The sequence below is a fragment of the Bradyrhizobium sp. USDA 4011 genome (assembly GCF_054063415.1).
Window position 1 is genome coordinate 5,690,828 of the sequence record NZ_JBSSGG010000001.1, and the last position, 15,268, is coordinate 5,706,095.

The following is a 15,268-nucleotide window of genomic DNA, read 5'->3' on the forward strand; positions in this document are numbered from 1 at the left end:
ACGCTCAAGCCATATCCCCGGCGTCAGCTAGCGCTTCGCCGATCCTTGCCGCGAAGCGATGATGACGCCGGCGAGCACCAGCGCGTAGCCGATCAAATGGTACGGTGCGAGCGTCTCGCCGAGCAGCAGGATCGCCATCGCCGAGCCGAACACCGGCACCAGATGAAAGAACGGCGCCGCGCGGTTCGGGCCGATCAATGCGACGCCGCGGTTGAAGAACAGATAGGCGAGCGTGGACGGGAAGATCAGCGTGTAGCCCAGCGTGGCAAAGGTCAGAACGTCGAGCTTCAGCGTCACGCCGTTGGCGAATTCCCAGGCCGCCACCGGCAACAGCATCAGCGCACCGCAGCACGTGGTGAACGAGATCAGCGAGAGCTGATGGATCTTCGGCCGCCGCGCGATCAGCGCCGAATACAGCCCGAACGACACCAGCGAGGCGCCGAACATGATGTCACCGCGGTTGAAGCTGATGCTGGCGAGCGCCGAGAAATCGCCGCGCAGGATGATGGTCAGCACGCCGGCCAGCGAGATCGCGATGCCGGCAAGCTGCGCCGGCGTCAGCCGGACGCCGAACAGGATCAGCGACCACAGCGCCACGAACAGCGGCCCCGCCGACTGGATCAGCAGCGCGTTCAACGCCTCGGTATATTGCATCGCCCAGTAGGAGATCGCGTTGTTGAACGCGAAGCCGACCGCGGACAACAGCAGCATCAGCGGCAGTGCCCTGCGCAGCTTCGGCCAGTCCTCCTTCAGATGCGGCCAGGCGAACGGCAGCAGGATCAGGAACACGCCGAACCAGCGGATCGTGGTCAGCGTGACCGGCGGCACATGGCTGCCGACATGCCGCGCCAGCACGATATTGGCGGCCCAGAACAGCGACGTCAGGCTGAGCAGCAGATAGGGCTGGTTGTTGAGCCAGTGCAGCGGCGAGCGACGCGGGGTTATGGCAGGTGCGGGCAAGGCGGTCATTATCTGGCGGATGTTGTGCCCGATTCCGCCGCCGCCACAAGACGAAAGAGCGGATTGGAGCCATGCGTGCGGGGGCTCAATCCGGCGCGGAAGCTACACCGCCGCGGAACAACAGAACCCGTCATCCTGAGAGACCGTGAATATATGCCTCTCGATGACGCAACATACTCGATGTCGTCCCGGCTTTCGCCGGGACGACGAGCGGAGAGATTGCGCTGCATCCTCGCCTATCTCTGCGGCCCCGACAGCGAGATGTCGCGCTCGGCGCGAAACACGTTGCTGTAGAGGTTGGCGATCCATTGCCGTCCGCGGGAGGTGATGTTGAGGTGGCGGATCGCCTTCTGCACATGCGGTGCGACGCTGTCCCAGTAGAAGCGCGGATACAGATCGACGAGATCGGCCGGCGAATCGTAGCCGAGCTGGCGGTTCAGTCCGGCCTCCTCGAATTCGATGTACAGTGCGTTGGCCTTGCGGATGTAATGGGGATCGCCGAGCTGGCCGATCAGGTCGGCCGCCCGCAGCAGGCTGGCCTCCTCGCCGAACTCCTCATTCCCGTCCGGCGCGCTCTGCGGAAACCGGGTGCCCTCGATGGCGCGCGCGATGCGCTCCTTGTCGAGGAGGGCGACGCCCTTGAGCCGCTCCATCACGAAGATCTTCGAACGGTCGACGTGATAGGACATCAGCGCCGCATCCGACGAGCCGCGCGGCAGGATCACCTTGCGGCCGTCGGCAGCGACCAGATAGCCGTTGTGGTCGTCGGCATCGAACAGCCCGCGCACATAGCCGATGTCATGAGTGAGGCAGGCGACGATGACATGCGCATAATCCTCGGCGCTCATGTGCGAGTGCAGCGCGCGGCCGCGCAGGATGGCGTGGCCGGCCAGGGTCACCAGCATGGTGTGCTCGACATTGTGATAGAGCGCGTCGCTGTTGCCGATGCATTCGATGGCAATCCTCGCGATCGAGGGTACCATCTCGACCAGCTGGGTCTGCGAAGAGCCGAACCGGCGCTGCATGTATTCGCCGAGGAATTTGCCGAGCGCGTCGGCCGCAAGTTCGGGAAGGGTCATCACGGCATTGACCTCCGAGATCGGGTGACGAGCTTACGGCCTGCCGGCATTTCAGGGTAGTCCCGCGATGTGACATAATCGTTGCGGCCGGACCGACCCGGCCCGGACTGATGCGACTTTGGGCGGGAGCTGGTGGATGGGTGTCGATCTCTTGAACGTCAAGGGGCTTGGGCGAACTGGATCAAGAGGCTCCGGTCGTCATGGTCAACCTGATGCGATTTCGCCAGCGGTCGCTCGACGGCGACGGCTCGGGCTGGGATGCATATCTGCGCTACAGCGCGCTCACCGTCCCCATGATCAAGGCACGCGGCGGCACGCTGCTCTGGACCGGCAGCGCCGAGACGGTCGCGCTGGGCGAACCGGCCAGCCAGCGCTGGGATTACCTCGCGCTGGTTTATTACCCGAGCGTCGCGGCCTTCCTCGACATGATGACCTCGGCCGACTACGAGACCCGCTGCGACCCGCATCGCCGCAACGGCTGCGAGGAGCACGTCATCATCGCGACGCGCGAGGCCTACAGCAAGTTTAGGGTTGGGTGAGGGCGAGCGCTCGGCCAAGATGTTGTCCCGTCACCCTGAGGTGGCCGCTTCTTCAGCGGCCCTCGAAGGGTCGACGGCCCGGCTGGGGCCGATTCATCCTTCGAGACGCCGCTTCGCGGCTCCTCAGGATGACGGGTTGATTAGCGGCGCAAGTGCCGCGCGGCAGGCCGCCTGCACCACGCGGCAGACCTCATCCCTTGATCGTCCCGCGCTGAGCGACGCGAAGGTCGGATAGCTCGTCAGTGCGAAGATCAGGTCGACGGCGTCCTTACGGACCTGCGCTGAGGCATGCCTGCCCGCGATGCGGTCGACCAATGCGGTGACGCCGCGGCGGCGACGCTCGTTGCGCTCCCTCAAGGCTTCGGCGAATTCGGGATCGGTCGCCATCGCGTCGTGCAGGCGGGCGACCGCGGAATCGCGGCTCCAGAATGCGCAGAAGATCTCGACCATGCGGTCGAGCGCGGCGCGCGGATCGGCCATCGCCATGGCATCGGCGAGCTGATGCAGCCCGCCATGGCGCGCGATCTCGTCGAACACGGCTTCGAGCAGCCCGCGCCGGGAGCCGAACTGGTTATAGACCGTCAGCCGCGTCACGCCGGCGGCCTTCGCCACCGTATCCAGCGAGAAGCGCGCAATGCTCTCGCCTTCGCGCAGCGTGCGCGAGGCGGCCTCGATCACGCGCTCGCGGGTCTCGGCGGCGGCGGCGCTGCGCGCCGGGCTCACATAACTGCGCGGCGGCATCGGCTAGCCTTGCTTTCGTCGAATTGATTATACATTATGTATATCTAATTTCCAATGCCCATTGGAGTGAGATTATGCAGATCGTCCTCATCTTAGCCCTGTCCCTTCACGTCCTGTCATCGGTGTTTTGGGCCGGCTCCAGCTTCACTTTGGCGCGCACTGGCGGTCTCGGTGGCGAAAAGCTGCTGGTTCCGCAAATCGGCGCGGCGACGGTTGCGATCGTGACCGGCGCCACGCTGTGGCGCCTGGTCCATGAAGGTTCGTTCGCGCTGTCGGAGCAGATCCTGGCGGGCGGCGCGCTCGCCGCACTGGCCGCGATCACCGTGCAGATCATTGTCGGCGGCGGCGCGATCAGGCAATTGCGCAATGGCGCGGCCGAACCGTCAGCTGCACGTTCGCGGCTCGCGGTCGCCCAACGCATCGCGGCCGGGCTGCTCGCGATCACCGCGCTCTGCATGGGCGCGGCGCGCTATGCCTGAGTTCAAAACTTCCGCACCACGTCCGGGGTGATCTCGTTCAGGCTGCGGATGCCGAGCAGTGCGAGGTCGCGGTCGATCTCGGCGTGCAGCAGCGAGATCGCGCGCGAGACGCCGGCTTCGCCCGCGACCACCGCGCCGTAGAGGAACGGACGGCCGATCCAGACGAAGTCCGCACCGAGCGCGAGCGCCTTGATCACGTCGGTGCCGCGGCGGATGCCGCCGTCCATCATCACGGTCATGCTGCCCTTCTGCGCCGCGATCTCCGGCAGCGTGCGCAGCGCGGAGACGGTATAGTCGAGCTGGCGGCCGCCGTGGTTGGAAACCATCACGCCGTCGCAGCCGTGCTCGCGCGCCAGCCGCGCATCCTCCGGCGAGATCAGCCCCTTGACGACGAGCTTGCCGTGCCAGCGCTTGCGGATCAGCTCGACGTGTTTCCAGGCGAGCTGGTCGCGGCTGCCGATGTTGCGCATCAAATTCTTGGACAGCACCGGCGGGCCCCGCTTGGCGTCCATGTTCTCGAAATGCGGCATGCCGTGATTGAAAACGGTGCGTGCCCAGGTGTTCAGCAGCCAGTCCGGATGGGTGATGGTGTCCCAGAACACCCGCGGCGTGATCTCGAGCGGCACCTGGAAGCCGTTGCGGATGTTGTTCTCGCGGTTGGGCGGCACCGGCACGTCGGCGGTGACGACGAAGGTGTCGTAGCCGGCCGCGTCGACGCGATCGACCAGCGGCTCGATCCGTTCGTCGAGCCCGGCGAGATAGGCCTGGTACCAGGCCTGCTGATTGGCGGCGTGGACGTCCTCCAGCGTGATCAGCGAGGAGGCCGAGAGGATCATCGGGACATTGGCCGCGGCCGCTGCGCGCGCCAGCACGATGTCGCCGCGATAGGCGCACAGCGCGGACGAGCCCATCGGCGGAATCCCGAACGGCGAGGCGTAGCTCTTGCCGAACAGCGTCGTGGTCTGGTCGCGGCCGGAGACGTCCTTCAGCACCCGCGGCACGAAGCCGTATTCGTCGAACGCCCGGCGATTGTCTGATCGTGCCGCGTCGGTCTCGGCGCCGCCGGAGATGTAGCCGTAGAGGAATCTCGGCAACAGCCGCCGCGCCTGCGGCTCGAAATCGTCGAGCGTGAGATAGCGTCGCAGATGCCGGGGCACGGCACTCGCCGCGCGGTTGACGGATGCGGAAGGCGGGGCAGGGGCTGCGGTCCGGTCGTGCACGTTGGGCGTTTCCGTTGTTCTTGGTTCTTGGTTGGAATGTGAGGCTAGCGCCTTGCGGCGGGCGGGACAAATTTCTCGTTGAACTTGTTGACCGACTGGCTGACGTCGGAGAGCGTCTTGCGGGTCTCGGCGATCATGGCGCCGGATTTCTTGTCAAAACTCTGGATCAGCTCGCGCAGCGAGATCACGGTCGGCAGCAACTCGCCGCCATATTTGTCGCTACCGAAGCTCTTCAGGAACTTGTCAGCGGACGTCAACTTGGTGTCGACCGCGTTGACGCCGTCCTCGGCGGCATCGATGAAGCCCGCGATCAGCTCGCCACTGCCGGACAGCGAGTTGGTGAAGTTCTCGAGCCCGAGCAGCGAGTCCTTGATGTCTGCCTCGTTCTCGGTGATGACGCGGTCGACATTGCGTAGCGCGACCCGGAGCTTCTCCTGGATGCCCATCGTGCCTTCGGCGTCGGCGGTCAGCTCGGGAATGCCGTCGGCGCCGAGCGCAGGCGGCGGAGCATCGTCGGTGCCGCCGGTGAAGGAGATCGAGGCGATCCCGGTGAGGCCCTGGAATTCGAGGCCGACCTGGGTGTCCTTCTTGATCGGGGCGTTGCCTTCGATCCGCGTCATCGCCACCACGCGGTGACGGTCGAGCCTGATCGAGACCACCTCGCCGATCCGCACGCCGGCGAAGTTGACGCTGCCGCCGCGGCGCAGGCCGGAGGCCGAGCCCTCGAACACGACGCGGAACGGCACCATCCGTTTGATGCCGGCATAGCGCTGATAGCCCAGCCAGCCGCCGAGCGAGCCGGCGATCAAAGCCAGCGTCAGGGTGCCGATCACGAGATTGCTGGCGCGCGCCATGCGTTGGGGACCTGTCCGCGAAGCAGACCTCAAGAGATAGCGGATTTGCGGCGGATAGTCACCGCGTCCGTGCTCTTACCTCGCCCCGCTTGCGGGGAGAGGTCGGATCGCATGCAGCGCAGCGGAATGCGATCCGGGTGAGGGGGAGTCTCCGGACATTCATCTTTCACCGTTGCTGTGGAACGAGCCCCTCACCCTAAACCCTCTCCCCGTAAGAACGGCGAGAGGGAACGATAGAGCTCCTCACCGAGCTCACGCCGCCGACTGCCGCCGCGACGCCGCGAAGACGCCGGCCAGCACCAGCGCGAAGCCGATGAAATGGAAGGCCTGCGGATGCTCGCCGATGAACACGATCGACATGATGGTGCCGAACACCGGAACCATGTGGAAGAAGGGCGCGGCGCGGTTGGCGCCAATCAGCTGCACACCGCGGTTGAAGCACAGATAGGCCACCGTCGAGGGGAATACCGCGACATAGAACAGCGACAGCAGATTGCCGGTGGTGAGCTGCATCACCGGACGCGTGCCGAGTTCCCAGATCAGGAACGGGATCAGCAACAGCGCGCCGCAGCCGAAGGTGAAGGCCGCGACCGACAGGCCGTGGATCTTGGGCCGCTTCAGGGTCAGCACCGAGTACAGCGCGAAGATCACCAGCGCGGCGATGAAGATCAGGTCGCCCTTGTTGAACTCGATCTTCGACAGCGTCGTGAGATCGCCGTGCAGCAGGATCACCAGCACGCCGGCGAGCGACAGCAACACGCCGCAGAGTTGCGCCGGCGTCAGCCGCGCGCCGAGCAAGATCAGCGACCACAGCGCGACCATCAGCGGCACGGAGGATTGCAGCAGCAGCGTGTTGAGCGCCTGGGTGTGCTCGAGCGCCCAGTATTGCAGCGTGTTGAAGGCGCTGATGCCGGTCATCGACAGCAGCATCATGATGCCGAGGTTCTTGCGGATCGCGGGCCAGTCGCTGGCGAGGTGCTTCCAGGCAAACGGCAGGATGATCAGGAACGCCACGAACCAGCGCAGGAACGACAGCGTCACCGGCGGAATATGGCCGGCCGCGAGCCGGCCGACGATGGCATTGCCGGCCCAGCACATCGCGGTGATGCAGAGCAAGAGATATGGCTGGTTGGCGATCCAGGAGCCGGACGCAGGCGTTGTGGTGGAATCGGTGGCAGACATGCGAAAGGCCCGGGTTCACGGCGCCGCGGCCCGCCCGCCCGGCCGTCGCCGGGCCGGTATGGATCGCCCCGGCGCTCCGTCACAGACACGGATTCCGCCGTTCTATCAATGGGGATCGACGCATCGCGACCATGCGCGAAGGCCTCTTACGGAAGGCGCGATGGCGCTTTGCCAGGCCGGTCGGCACCCGCCGATCCGCCACAAGCCTCTTGTTTGAGCATGATCGCCGCGCAAACGCGTTCCGCGTTTGTCGCGAGGGAAAACCGCGTCGCACTTTTCCGGATCATGCTCTAGCCGGCCTCCGGCGGCGTGGTCTGGCGCTTGACGATCTGCTCGGCGAGCTCGATCAGGATCCGCTTGGTGTCGGGGTCCTTGACGTCGCGGAACACCCGCAGCATGCGCAGCTCGAGCAGGGATTGCAGCGATTCCGACGCCTGGCCGCCTTGCGTCTGCGCTGTGGCGGCGGGCCGGTGATTGAGGATGTCGGCGGCGATCCCGAGCATCTCGGCGACGGTCGCCAGGCGCCCGGTATCGATTTTGACGGTGCCGTCCACGCCGTTCTTTTGCAGGGAGGCTCCCGCGCACAGGATCTCGGCGAGATCGGCCTGCGACAGCCCGATTGCGCGCCAGCGTGCCTGCACCAGTTGATCGATCTGGTCGTCCTGCGATGTGCTCATGGTGCGCTTGCGCGATCTCCAGCTACGTCCGTCGACAGCATGTCCGCGACGATGATTGGTAGCAAATGGAACAGCGGTTCGTCGCGACGGGACTTCTACGGATCACCCGGATCGACAATCGGTCCCGGCGCACCGGGCGAGGCGCAGGACGATCCGTGCTTTCACGACGGCTCGGCAGTCGCGTCGGGCGGGCACTGCAATACGCACCCATGGTCTGAAATCCCTGTGATCGGGCCGCAGCCTTATTATCAAGATCGTACGCGAATGCAATCTGGGGATGATTTTGGAGGCAAATCCAACCCTGATGTGTGACCCTGCCACAGTTCGCGGCGTTGCCGCCGAGCGCGGCGATACGGGGCGCACGGAAGCAGCGCGCACCGAAGCAGCCCTCAGAGCGCCGCGACGGCCGCGCGGCCCCGCTCACAGGTCGATGATCCCGAGCGCGATGCTCTTCGCCACCCCGTGCGTCTTGTTGGAGGCCTCGAGCTTGCGCAGCGCCTGCTTGATGAAGCCTTCCACCGTCTCCGGCGAAATGCCGAGGATCTGCGCGGTGTCGGCCACGGTCTTGCCGCGCGCCGCCCAGGCGATCACTTCCTTCTCCCGTCCCGTCAGCTTGATGGTCTCGGCGGCGTCGGCGGGTTTCAGGATGGTCGGCGCGTTGCGCTGGTCGCGGTTGACGATGTCCATCGCCCGCTGCACCCAGTAGATCATCAACAGATGCAGTTCATGGCGATGGCAGACGAACAGCTTGTCGAAGTCGCGCCGCTCGTCTTCCCAGAAGAACACCGTCGAGCTCGAATGCACGGCGCCGAGCCGGTCGCGGTAATGGAAAGGCACCACGAAGCCGTCCTTGAAGCCGAACTCGCGGGCGGCATCCATCGTCCTGGCCTCGGGCGACCGCTTGTGCCCGCTTCGCTCCGGCAGCTTCAGGCTGCTCCAGCTGAATGGCGTGTTGGTGCGTCGCGACCGCGCCAGCGCCGGATCGGCATGGACGAACTCGTTCTGCACATACGCCCGCTTCCAGGCGTCGGGGAAGGTGCCGACATGATAGGGCAGATCAAGGTCGGGCCGGCCGGCATCGACAAAGGCGAAGCCCGAGAAGCCGTAGTTCTGGACGACACGGTGCAATGACGAGCTGAGCTCGTCGATGGTATCCGACGCCTCGATGGTTGCAATCGCGTCTACCAGGCCCATTGACTAAATCCCCCGGTTTCTGGGGGTACCACAGTTAACCCCTTTCGTTCCAGATGTTCCGCATTTGGAGGAAGGGATAATGTCGCATTCATTGGACGGATATCATGCACTCATCACCCGGGAAGAGCTTGATCCGGCGCATGTCGGGGCGATGTTGCGGTTGCGCAAGCGGCTGTTCGTCGACCATTGCGGCTGGCTTCTGAGCACGACCGGCGACGTCGAACGCGATCAGTTCGACTGTTGGTATACCGAGCACTGCCTGTTGTTCTCAGGCGTCGAGCTGGTCGGCGGCTTCCGGGCGATCCGCACCGATTATCCTTATCTGACCAGGTCGGTGTTCCCGCAGCTTGCGGTGCGCCGCTTTCCGAGCCGTCGCGATGCCTGGGAAATCAGCCGGTTCGGCGTGCTGCCTGGTGTCGCGAGGTCGCGAACGGCGCGCGTGAACTACGCGCTGATGTTCCGCTTCGCCGAGCTGCGCGGGGCGGCGGCGCTCGTGGCGCTCGCCGACCTTTCCTACGAGCGCTTTCTCACCCGCATGGACATCCGCACCCGCCGCTACGGGCCGCCGCAGGTGATCGGCAATGATCGCATGGGCCGCCCGCTGACGGCGCTCGCCGGAGAAATCCCGCTTGGTCTCGCCGACAATCCCGGCCTGACCAAATTCCTCGACCTTGGACGGCAATTGGAGATTCACGATGCCTCACATGTTCTCGGACGTTCGAGCATTCCAGCGTGACCCGCTGCGTCTGTTGCTGACGCGCGGCAACGAGGCCGAGCCGGGGCTCGTGCCCCTGCGGCTCGGTCCTGCGCCCGTCTTTCTGGTGAACGATCCCGATCTGCTGCGCCCGATCCTCAAGGCGCCAGAGACCGACATCGGAAAGGGCAAGCTGATCAAGAAGCTGACGCCGGTGCTCGGCCGCAGCTCGCTGATGCTGAGCGGCGAGGAGCACAAGCGGCGCCGTGCGGTGCTGCAGAAGCACATGGCCAAGGGCAGCGTCGAGAAATTCCTGCCGCATATGTGCGCCGAGATCCGCGCGGTCGGCGCCAGCCTGGCCCGGCTCGGATCGTTCGATCCGCACCATGTCACGGCGATGCTGGCGCTCCGGACCATCTGCGTCGCGATCTTCGGCTCCCAGCTGATGTCGTCCGGCGACGAGGAAGCGCTGGTTCAGGCCGTCGGCGTGATCGAGGACGATCTGGCCGAGGAGATGTTCCGCGCGTTGCCGTTCGGTCCGGTGGCTTGGTACCGGCGCCGGCAGAACCGGGTCTGCGCCAAGCTTGCGATGTCGACGGTGGTGCAGCGCCTGCGCCGCAAGGCAGGCTCAAGCAGCGCGCTGCGGGATCTCGAGGCGCTCGGCCTGAGCGATCGCGATCTCGAGGACGAGATCCTGACACTGCTGCTGGCCGGCCATCACACCACGGGTTCGACTGCGGCGTGGATGTTCTACCAGATGGCCGCCGATCCCGCCCTGATGGACGACATTGCCGACGAGGCGGCGGAGTGCCTTGGCGACGACGGCGAGCTGCGGCTTGACGCGGTGAAGCGCGCCAATCTGAGCGCGACGTTTGTCAAGGAGGTCTGCCGGCTGTATCCCAGCGCCTGGTGGTTCTCGCGCGAGGTGATGCAGCCGGTGACGATCGGCGGGCGCGACCTCAAGGTCGGCACCTCGCTGTTGATCTGTCCCTGGCAGTTGCAGCGCGATCCCAGGCATTTCGAGGATCCCGACCGCTTCCTGATGACGCGGCGCTACAACACCGACGCCTACATCCCGTTCGGCGCCGGCCCGCGCGCCTGCGCCGGGATGGGGGTTGCGATGCTCGAGTTGCAATTGCTCGCGCTCGAGATCGCCGCGGCCTATCGCTTCACCGCCGTCAGCCCGAATCCGGCGCCCTGGCCGAAAGCTTCGGTGACGCTGATTCCGCCGCCGATGACGATCGACATCGAAGTCCGCGAGCTGCCATCGCGCATCCTGCATCTCGGCGAGGAAGCCGAGCGGCTGCCATACATTTCATCCGCCGGCGCGGCGTCCATCAGCACATTACAATCGGTATCCCAATGACAACACACATCACGACGGCCGGCATCGGGCAAAGGGCCATGGATCAAGTGCAAATGCGCAGCTTGCGCGACGTCATCGCGGTGTTGATCGAACAGCGCAGCATCGTGACGGCGGCCGGCGCGACCTTCGCCGCACATCTGCTCGACCTCGCGATCATGCAACTCAGGCTCAACGTCAACGATATTTCGGCGGAGGAATTGTCCGGCCTGTCCGACTATGTCGGCGCGGAGTTCAACAACAGGGACAAGCCCTCGCATTGATCGCGCAGAGCGTTTTCGAGCGAAGTGGGCACGGGTTCGCGTGAAGCAAACGCTTAAAAACAAAGAATCTAGAGCTGCGATTCTGATTCAATCGGAATCGAAGCTTTAATCCTGCGTCGCCACCAGCGCCTTCATCGTGGCGCCGGCGGCAAGCGCGGCGTCGTTCGGATCGATCTCGATCTGCAGGCCGCGCTGGCCGCCATTGACGAACACGGTGACATGGGTGAGCGCGGTCTCGTCGATCGCGGTCGGCACTTTCTTTTTCTGGCCGAACGGGCTGATGCCGCCGACATGATAGCCGGTCAGCCGCTCGGCATCGGCCGGGCGCATCATCCTGGCCGACTTGCCGCCGAGGGCCGCGGCAAGCTTCTTCATGCTGACCTCGCAGTCGGACGGCACCACGGCGCAGACCGGCTTGCCGTCGACCTCGGCCATCAGCGTCTTGAGCATGCGGTTCGGGTCGACCCCGAGCGCCTCCGCCGCCTGCAGCCCGATGCTCTCGGCGCTGGAATCGTAGACATAGGTGTGGAGCTTGAAGGCAATGCCTAGCTTGCGCAGTGCAATCGTCGCTTGTGTCGAATTGGGCATGGTCCGGGCCGGTTGATACGGGCGAATGATCGCCGCAATGAGCCCGGCGATCAATCGGCCGTACGGTCAGGGTCAGGCCACCCCAACATTAAATTCCCGCCAGTCCGCCGCAGCCGGGCGCAGCATGGAATTTTCCGGGGATATCAAAGGCTTGTCGCCCCTCCAAAAGGCGTAAACGACCCCCTTCTTGCTTGCGCAGCCGACCCGCTTCCTTTATCCGGTAGGCGCCTTGCATGCGCGCGGCCGGCCGCCGCTGTTTGGGCTGGGCATATCATGCATGGTCGCCTGGGCGGACGCGTTTTCGCCGTGATCATGGTCTCTGAAACATCTGAAGGGAACATCTTCGCAATGGCCAATGTTGTCGTCGTCGGCGCCCAATGGGGTGACGAAGGGAAGGGCAAGATCGTCGACTGGCTGTCGGAACAGGCCGACATCGTCGTGCGCTTCCAGGGCGGCCACAATGCCGGCCATACGCTCGTGATCAATGGCGAGACCTACAAGCTGGCGCTGCTGCCCTCCGGCGTGCTGCGCCCGAACAAGCTTGCGGTGATCGGCAACGGCGTGGTGTTCGACCCGCAGGCCTTCCTCGACGAGGTCGCCAAGCTGAAGGGCCAGGGCGTTGCGGTCGGACCGGACAATCTGCGGATCGCCGAGAACGTCACCTTGATCCTGCCGCTGCATCGCGAGCTCGACTCGCTGCGCGAATCCTCCAACGCCGTCACCTCGATCGGCACCACCCGCCGCGGCATCGGCCCGGCCTATGAGGACAAGGTCGGCCGCCGCGCCATCCGCCTGATGGATCTCGCCGATCTCGATACCCTGCCGCACAAGATCGAACGCCTGCTGGCGCACCACAATGCGCTGCGCCGCGGCAACAATCTGGCGGAGATCGACGGCAAGGGCATTCTCGCCGAACTGACGGCGTTCGCGCCGAAACTGTTGCCGTATGCCGAGACGGTGTGGCGGCTGCTGGATATCAAGCGCCGCGAGGGCAAGCGCATCCTGTTCGAGGGCGCGCAGGGCGCGCTGCTCGACGTCGACCACGGTACCTATCCCTATGTGACGTCGTCCAACACGGTGGCGGCGCAGGCCGCGACCGGCACCGGCATGGGTCCGGGCGCGGTCGGCTATGTGCTGGGCATCTGCAAGGCCTACACCACCCGGGTCGGCCAGGGTCCGTTCCCGACCGAGCTGAACGACGAGATCGGCGAGGAAATCGGCCGCCGCGGCAAGGAATTTGGCGTCAACACCGGGCGCAAGCGCAGGGTCGGCTGGTTCGACGCGATGCTGGTGCGGCAGACCGTCCGCACCTGCGGAATTGCCGGGCTGGCGCTGACCAAGCTCGATATTCTCGACGGGTTCGACAGCATCAAGGTCTGCATCGGCTACAAGCTCGACGGCAAGGAAATCGACCACCTGCCGGCGGGCGAGGGCGCGCAGGCCCGCATCGAGCCGATCTATGAGATCATCGAGGGCTGGAAGCAGCCGACCGCCAATGCGCGGTCCTGGGCGGACCTGCCGGCCCAGGCCATCAAATATGTCCGCCGGGTCGAGGAGCTGGTGGGGTGCCCGGTCACCCTGCTTTCCACCAGCCCGGAACGTGAAGATACTATTCTGGTACAGAATCCGTTCGAGGCTTAACGGGATATTACCTATATCCCACCAATTGTGTGGAAATGGCTGACTACTACCCGCTGATCGCCCGTGCCATCGCCGGACTGGACCCCAACGCCCCCGGCGAAGCCCGCCGTGCGCTGTACGCGCGGGCGCGGACGGCGTTGATCCAGCAACTCCGCGGCGTGCAGCCGCCGCTCTCCGAATCCGAGATCACCCGCGAACGGCTGTCGCTGGAAGAGGCGGTGCGCAAGGTCGAGTCCGAGGCCGCGCAGCGCGCCCGCGAGGCCTCGCGGCCCGGCGGCGGGGCGGCCCGCAGCAGCGACCCGCTGCGCCGTGCCAATCCAAGACCGCCGGAGGCAAATACACGGCCGCCCGAGGCCAATTCCGCCGATAATGCCGCGCGCCCGCGGCCGCCAGCCGAACCCCGCCCGCCGCGCAATTTGCGCCCCGACGCGCCGCCGCCGGCCCCGCCGCGGCCGCAGAACCCACAGGTTGCTGCCGGCACCGATACCCAGGCGACGCCCGCCCGGCCAGGTGCGCCGCGCCGTGGCCCCGAAGGCGCGCCGCCCCAGACGCCGCCGGCAGCCCCCGGTGTGCGCGGCTTCCGCGACATCACCGCCGACGCCGACGATCTCGGCCGTGCCGCCGCGCAGGCCAGCCGCAACGCGCGCAAGACCTACGCCAACGTGCCGTCGCCCTCGCCGGAATTCGACCGGCTCGAGCCGAGCCTCGAAAACCGCGGCGGCGATCCCGAGGCGCCGTATTCCTACGAGGAATCGATCGAGGAGGCAGAGCGCTACGCCCCGCAGCCGCCCCAGGCGCCGCCGCCACGCGCGCGGGTCAGCAATGCCGAGCGCGAGCCGAAGCGGCCGCGTGTCGGTTCGACGTTCCCGTTCAAGACCGCGATCGCGATCGGCATCCTGCTGATCCTGGTCGGCACCGGCTTTCTGTTCCACCAGCAGGCCGCCACCCTCGTCAGCAGCCTGTTCAAATCCTCCGCCCCCGTCGAGGCGCCGAAGGATGCCGCGGCGACGCCTTCGAGCAAGAAGATCACCGACCGCGTCGGCCAGCCGTCTTCGTCCGGCGAGCCGGTCGCTCCGGTGGCGCAGCGCGTGGTGCTCTATGACGAGGACCCGTCGGATCCGAAGGGCAAGCAATATGTCGGTTCGGTGGTCTGGCGCACCGAGCAAATCAAGGGCTCGGGCAACCAGAAGCCCGACATCGCCGTGCGTGCCGACATCGACATCCCCGATCGCAAGTTCAAGATGACGATGTCGTTCCGCCGCAACACCGATTCATCGCTGCCGGCGAGCCACACCGCGGAATTGACCTTCATCCTGCCGCAGGATTTCGCCAATGGCGGCGTCGGCAACGTGCCGGGCATCCTGATGAAGTCCAACGAGCAGGCGCGCGGCACGCCGCTGGCCGGGCTCGCGGTCAAGGTCACCGACGGCTTCTTCCTGGTCGGCCTCTCCAACGTCGACGCCGATCGCTCGCGCAATCTGCAGCTCTTGAAGGAGCGCTCCTGGTTCGACGTGCCGCTGGTCTACACCAACCAGCGCCGCGCCATCATCGCGATCGAAAAGGGCGCCCCCGGCGAGCGCGCCTTCAACGACGCCTTCGCGGCCTGGGGTGAGTAACAGCTTCACCTCGGTACTCACGCTCTCATCGCCCGGCACTGTCCGGGCGATTCCGTATCGCAGCGAAGTCCGGCTGTTGCAGCGCATCGAGGCGATGATCCCGGAACATTACCGGGCGCTTTCGATTTTCCCTAGAACCGTCGCGTCACTGCGTTACACTCGCCTGATGTCGGGCAGG

15 protein-coding genes and 1 pseudogene are annotated in these 15,268 nt (G+C 65.7%); 7 read left to right on the forward strand and 9 right to left on the reverse strand.

Annotated features, from left to right (window positions below):
• Positions 1 to 27: 27 nt before the first annotated feature.
• A complete protein-coding gene (locus tag ACVW1C_RS26785) occupies positions 28 to 969 on the reverse strand; it encodes a DMT family transporter (RefSeq protein WP_456760961.1) in 942 nt (313 codons plus the stop codon).
• A 227-nt stretch (positions 970 to 1,196) separates the two neighbouring features.
• Positions 1,197 to 2,042 carry a metal-dependent phosphohydrolase gene (locus ACVW1C_RS26790; protein ID WP_456760962.1) on the reverse strand — a complete coding sequence of 282 codons (846 nt, stop codon included), beginning with the start codon at positions 2,040 to 2,042 and terminating at the stop codon, positions 1,197 to 1,199.
• A gap of 133 nt (positions 2,043 to 2,175) precedes the next feature.
• On the opposite strand from ACVW1C_RS26790, the pseudogene ACVW1C_RS26795 reads away from it, so the two are divergent.
• Positions 2,176 to 2,578: pseudogene (locus tag ACVW1C_RS26795) on the forward strand (DUF1330 domain-containing protein).
• 123 nt (positions 2,579 to 2,701) lie between these two features.
• Here the strand turns inward: ACVW1C_RS26795 and ACVW1C_RS26800 are convergent.
• Positions 2,702 to 3,319, reverse strand: a complete 618-nt coding sequence (locus tag ACVW1C_RS26800) for a TetR/AcrR family transcriptional regulator (RefSeq protein ID WP_456760963.1) — start codon at positions 3,317 to 3,319, stop codon at positions 2,702 to 2,704.
• A 74-nt stretch (positions 3,320 to 3,393) separates the two neighbouring features.
• Between ACVW1C_RS26800 and ACVW1C_RS26805 the strand changes: the two genes are divergently transcribed.
• Positions 3,394 to 3,798 carry a hypothetical protein gene (locus tag ACVW1C_RS26805; protein ID WP_456760964.1) on the forward strand — a complete coding sequence of 135 codons (405 nt, stop codon included), beginning with the start codon at positions 3,394 to 3,396 and terminating at the stop codon, positions 3,796 to 3,798.
• A gap of 2 nt (positions 3,799 to 3,800) precedes the next feature.
• Here the strand turns inward: ACVW1C_RS26805 and ACVW1C_RS26810 are convergent, their stop codons facing one another.
• The 5 genes from ACVW1C_RS26810 to ACVW1C_RS26830 form a co-directional block, all read right to left on the reverse strand.
• Entirely contained in the window at positions 3,801 to 4,955 is a 1,155-nt protein-coding gene (locus tag ACVW1C_RS26810; RefSeq protein ID WP_456760965.1) for an alpha-hydroxy acid oxidase, read from the reverse strand.
• Between the two features lie 107 nt (positions 4,956 to 5,062).
• Positions 5,063 to 5,872 (reverse strand): MlaD family protein, encoded by an 810-nt coding sequence (locus ACVW1C_RS26815; protein WP_456760966.1) that lies wholly within the window; start codon positions 5,870 to 5,872, stop codon positions 5,063 to 5,065.
• Between the two features lie 252 nt (positions 5,873 to 6,124).
• A complete protein-coding gene (locus ACVW1C_RS26820) occupies positions 6,125 to 7,054 on the reverse strand; it encodes a DMT family transporter (protein ID WP_456760967.1) in 930 nt (309 codons plus the stop codon).
• A gap of 290 nt (positions 7,055 to 7,344) precedes the next feature.
• Complete coding sequence (locus tag ACVW1C_RS26825) at positions 7,345 to 7,731, reverse strand: hypothetical protein (protein ID WP_456760968.1); 387 nt, start codon at positions 7,729 to 7,731, stop codon at positions 7,345 to 7,347.
• A gap of 420 nt (positions 7,732 to 8,151) precedes the next feature.
• Entirely contained in the window at positions 8,152 to 8,925 is a 774-nt protein-coding gene (locus tag ACVW1C_RS26830; protein WP_456760969.1) for a LuxR family transcriptional regulator, read from the reverse strand.
• Between the two features lie 79 nt (positions 8,926 to 9,004).
• On the opposite strand from ACVW1C_RS26830, the gene ACVW1C_RS26835 reads away from it, so the two are divergent.
• From ACVW1C_RS26835 to ACVW1C_RS26845, 3 genes are read left to right on the forward strand one after another with little or no spacing between them, the layout of a single operon-like run.
• Entirely contained in the window at positions 9,005 to 9,661 is a 657-nt protein-coding gene (locus ACVW1C_RS26835) for an acyl-homoserine-lactone synthase (protein WP_456760970.1), read from the forward strand.
• Positions 9,621 to 10,985: a cytochrome P450 gene (locus ACVW1C_RS26840; RefSeq protein WP_456760971.1), complete on the forward strand. Its 1,365-nt coding sequence runs from the start codon at positions 9,621 to 9,623 to the stop codon at positions 10,983 to 10,985. Before ACVW1C_RS26835 ends, ACVW1C_RS26840 begins: the two co-directional genes overlap by 41 nt.
• A gap of 38 nt (positions 10,986 to 11,023) precedes the next feature.
• The gene (locus ACVW1C_RS26845) at positions 11,024 to 11,245 is read left to right on the forward strand and encodes a hypothetical protein (protein ID WP_456659291.1); all 222 of its coding nucleotides are present in this window, start codon (positions 11,024 to 11,026) and stop codon (positions 11,243 to 11,245) included.
• Between the two features lie 105 nt (positions 11,246 to 11,350).
• On the opposite strand, the gene ybaK is transcribed toward ACVW1C_RS26845, so the two are convergent.
• Positions 11,351 to 11,833 carry a Cys-tRNA(Pro) deacylase gene (ybaK, locus tag ACVW1C_RS26850; protein ID WP_092117318.1) on the reverse strand — a complete coding sequence of 161 codons (483 nt, stop codon included), beginning with the start codon at positions 11,831 to 11,833 and terminating at the stop codon, positions 11,351 to 11,353.
• Positions 11,834 to 12,181: 348 nt separating this feature from the next.
• On the opposite strand from ybaK, the gene ACVW1C_RS26855 reads away from it, so the two are divergent.
• Together ACVW1C_RS26855 and ACVW1C_RS26860 are read left to right on the forward strand one after the other, a co-directional pair.
• Positions 12,182 to 13,474, forward strand: coding sequence for an adenylosuccinate synthase (locus ACVW1C_RS26855; RefSeq protein WP_456760972.1), 1,293 nt, complete (start codon positions 12,182 to 12,184; stop codon positions 13,472 to 13,474).
• A 35-nt stretch (positions 13,475 to 13,509) separates the two neighbouring features.
• Positions 13,510 to 15,090: a hypothetical protein gene (locus tag ACVW1C_RS26860; protein ID WP_456760973.1), complete on the forward strand. Its 1,581-nt coding sequence runs from the start codon at positions 13,510 to 13,512 to the stop codon at positions 15,088 to 15,090.
• Positions 15,091 to 15,268: the final 178 nt, after the last annotated feature.

Coding starts and splice junctions, on each gene's coding strand:
- ACVW1C_RS26785 (WP_456760961.1), bottom strand. CDS start 969: ATGACCGCCTTGCCCGCACCTGCCATAACCCCGCGTCGCTCGCCGCTG.
- ACVW1C_RS26800 (WP_456760963.1), bottom strand. CDS start 3,319: ATGCCGCCGCGCAGTTATGTGAGCCCGGCGCGCAGCGCCGCCGCCGCC.
- ACVW1C_RS26805 (WP_456760964.1), top strand. CDS start 3,394: ATGCAGATCGTCCTCATCTTAGCCCTGTCCCTTCACGTCCTGTCATCG.
- ACVW1C_RS26815 (WP_456760966.1), bottom strand. CDS start 5,872: ATGGCGCGCGCCAGCAATCTCGTGATCGGCACCCTGACGCTGGCTTTG.
- ACVW1C_RS26820 (WP_456760967.1), bottom strand. CDS start 7,054: ATGTCTGCCACCGATTCCACCACAACGCCTGCGTCCGGCTCCTGGATC.
- ACVW1C_RS26825 (WP_456760968.1), bottom strand. CDS start 7,731: ATGAGCACATCGCAGGACGACCAGATCGATCAACTGGTGCAGGCACGC.
- ACVW1C_RS26830 (WP_456760969.1), bottom strand. CDS start 8,925: ATGGGCCTGGTAGACGCGATTGCAACCATCGAGGCGTCGGATACCATC.
- ACVW1C_RS26835 (WP_456760970.1), top strand. CDS start 9,005: ATGTCGCATTCATTGGACGGATATCATGCACTCATCACCCGGGAAGAG.
- ACVW1C_RS26840 (WP_456760971.1), top strand. CDS start 9,621: ATGCCTCACATGTTCTCGGACGTTCGAGCATTCCAGCGTGACCCGCTG.
- ACVW1C_RS26845 (WP_456659291.1), top strand. CDS start 11,024: ATGGATCAAGTGCAAATGCGCAGCTTGCGCGACGTCATCGCGGTGTTG.
- ybaK (WP_092117318.1), bottom strand. CDS start 11,833: ATGCCCAATTCGACACAAGCGACGATTGCACTGCGCAAGCTAGGCATT.
- ACVW1C_RS26855 (WP_456760972.1), top strand. CDS start 12,182: ATGGCCAATGTTGTCGTCGTCGGCGCCCAATGGGGTGACGAAGGGAAG.
- ACVW1C_RS26860 (WP_456760973.1), top strand. CDS start 13,510: ATGGCTGACTACTACCCGCTGATCGCCCGTGCCATCGCCGGACTGGAC.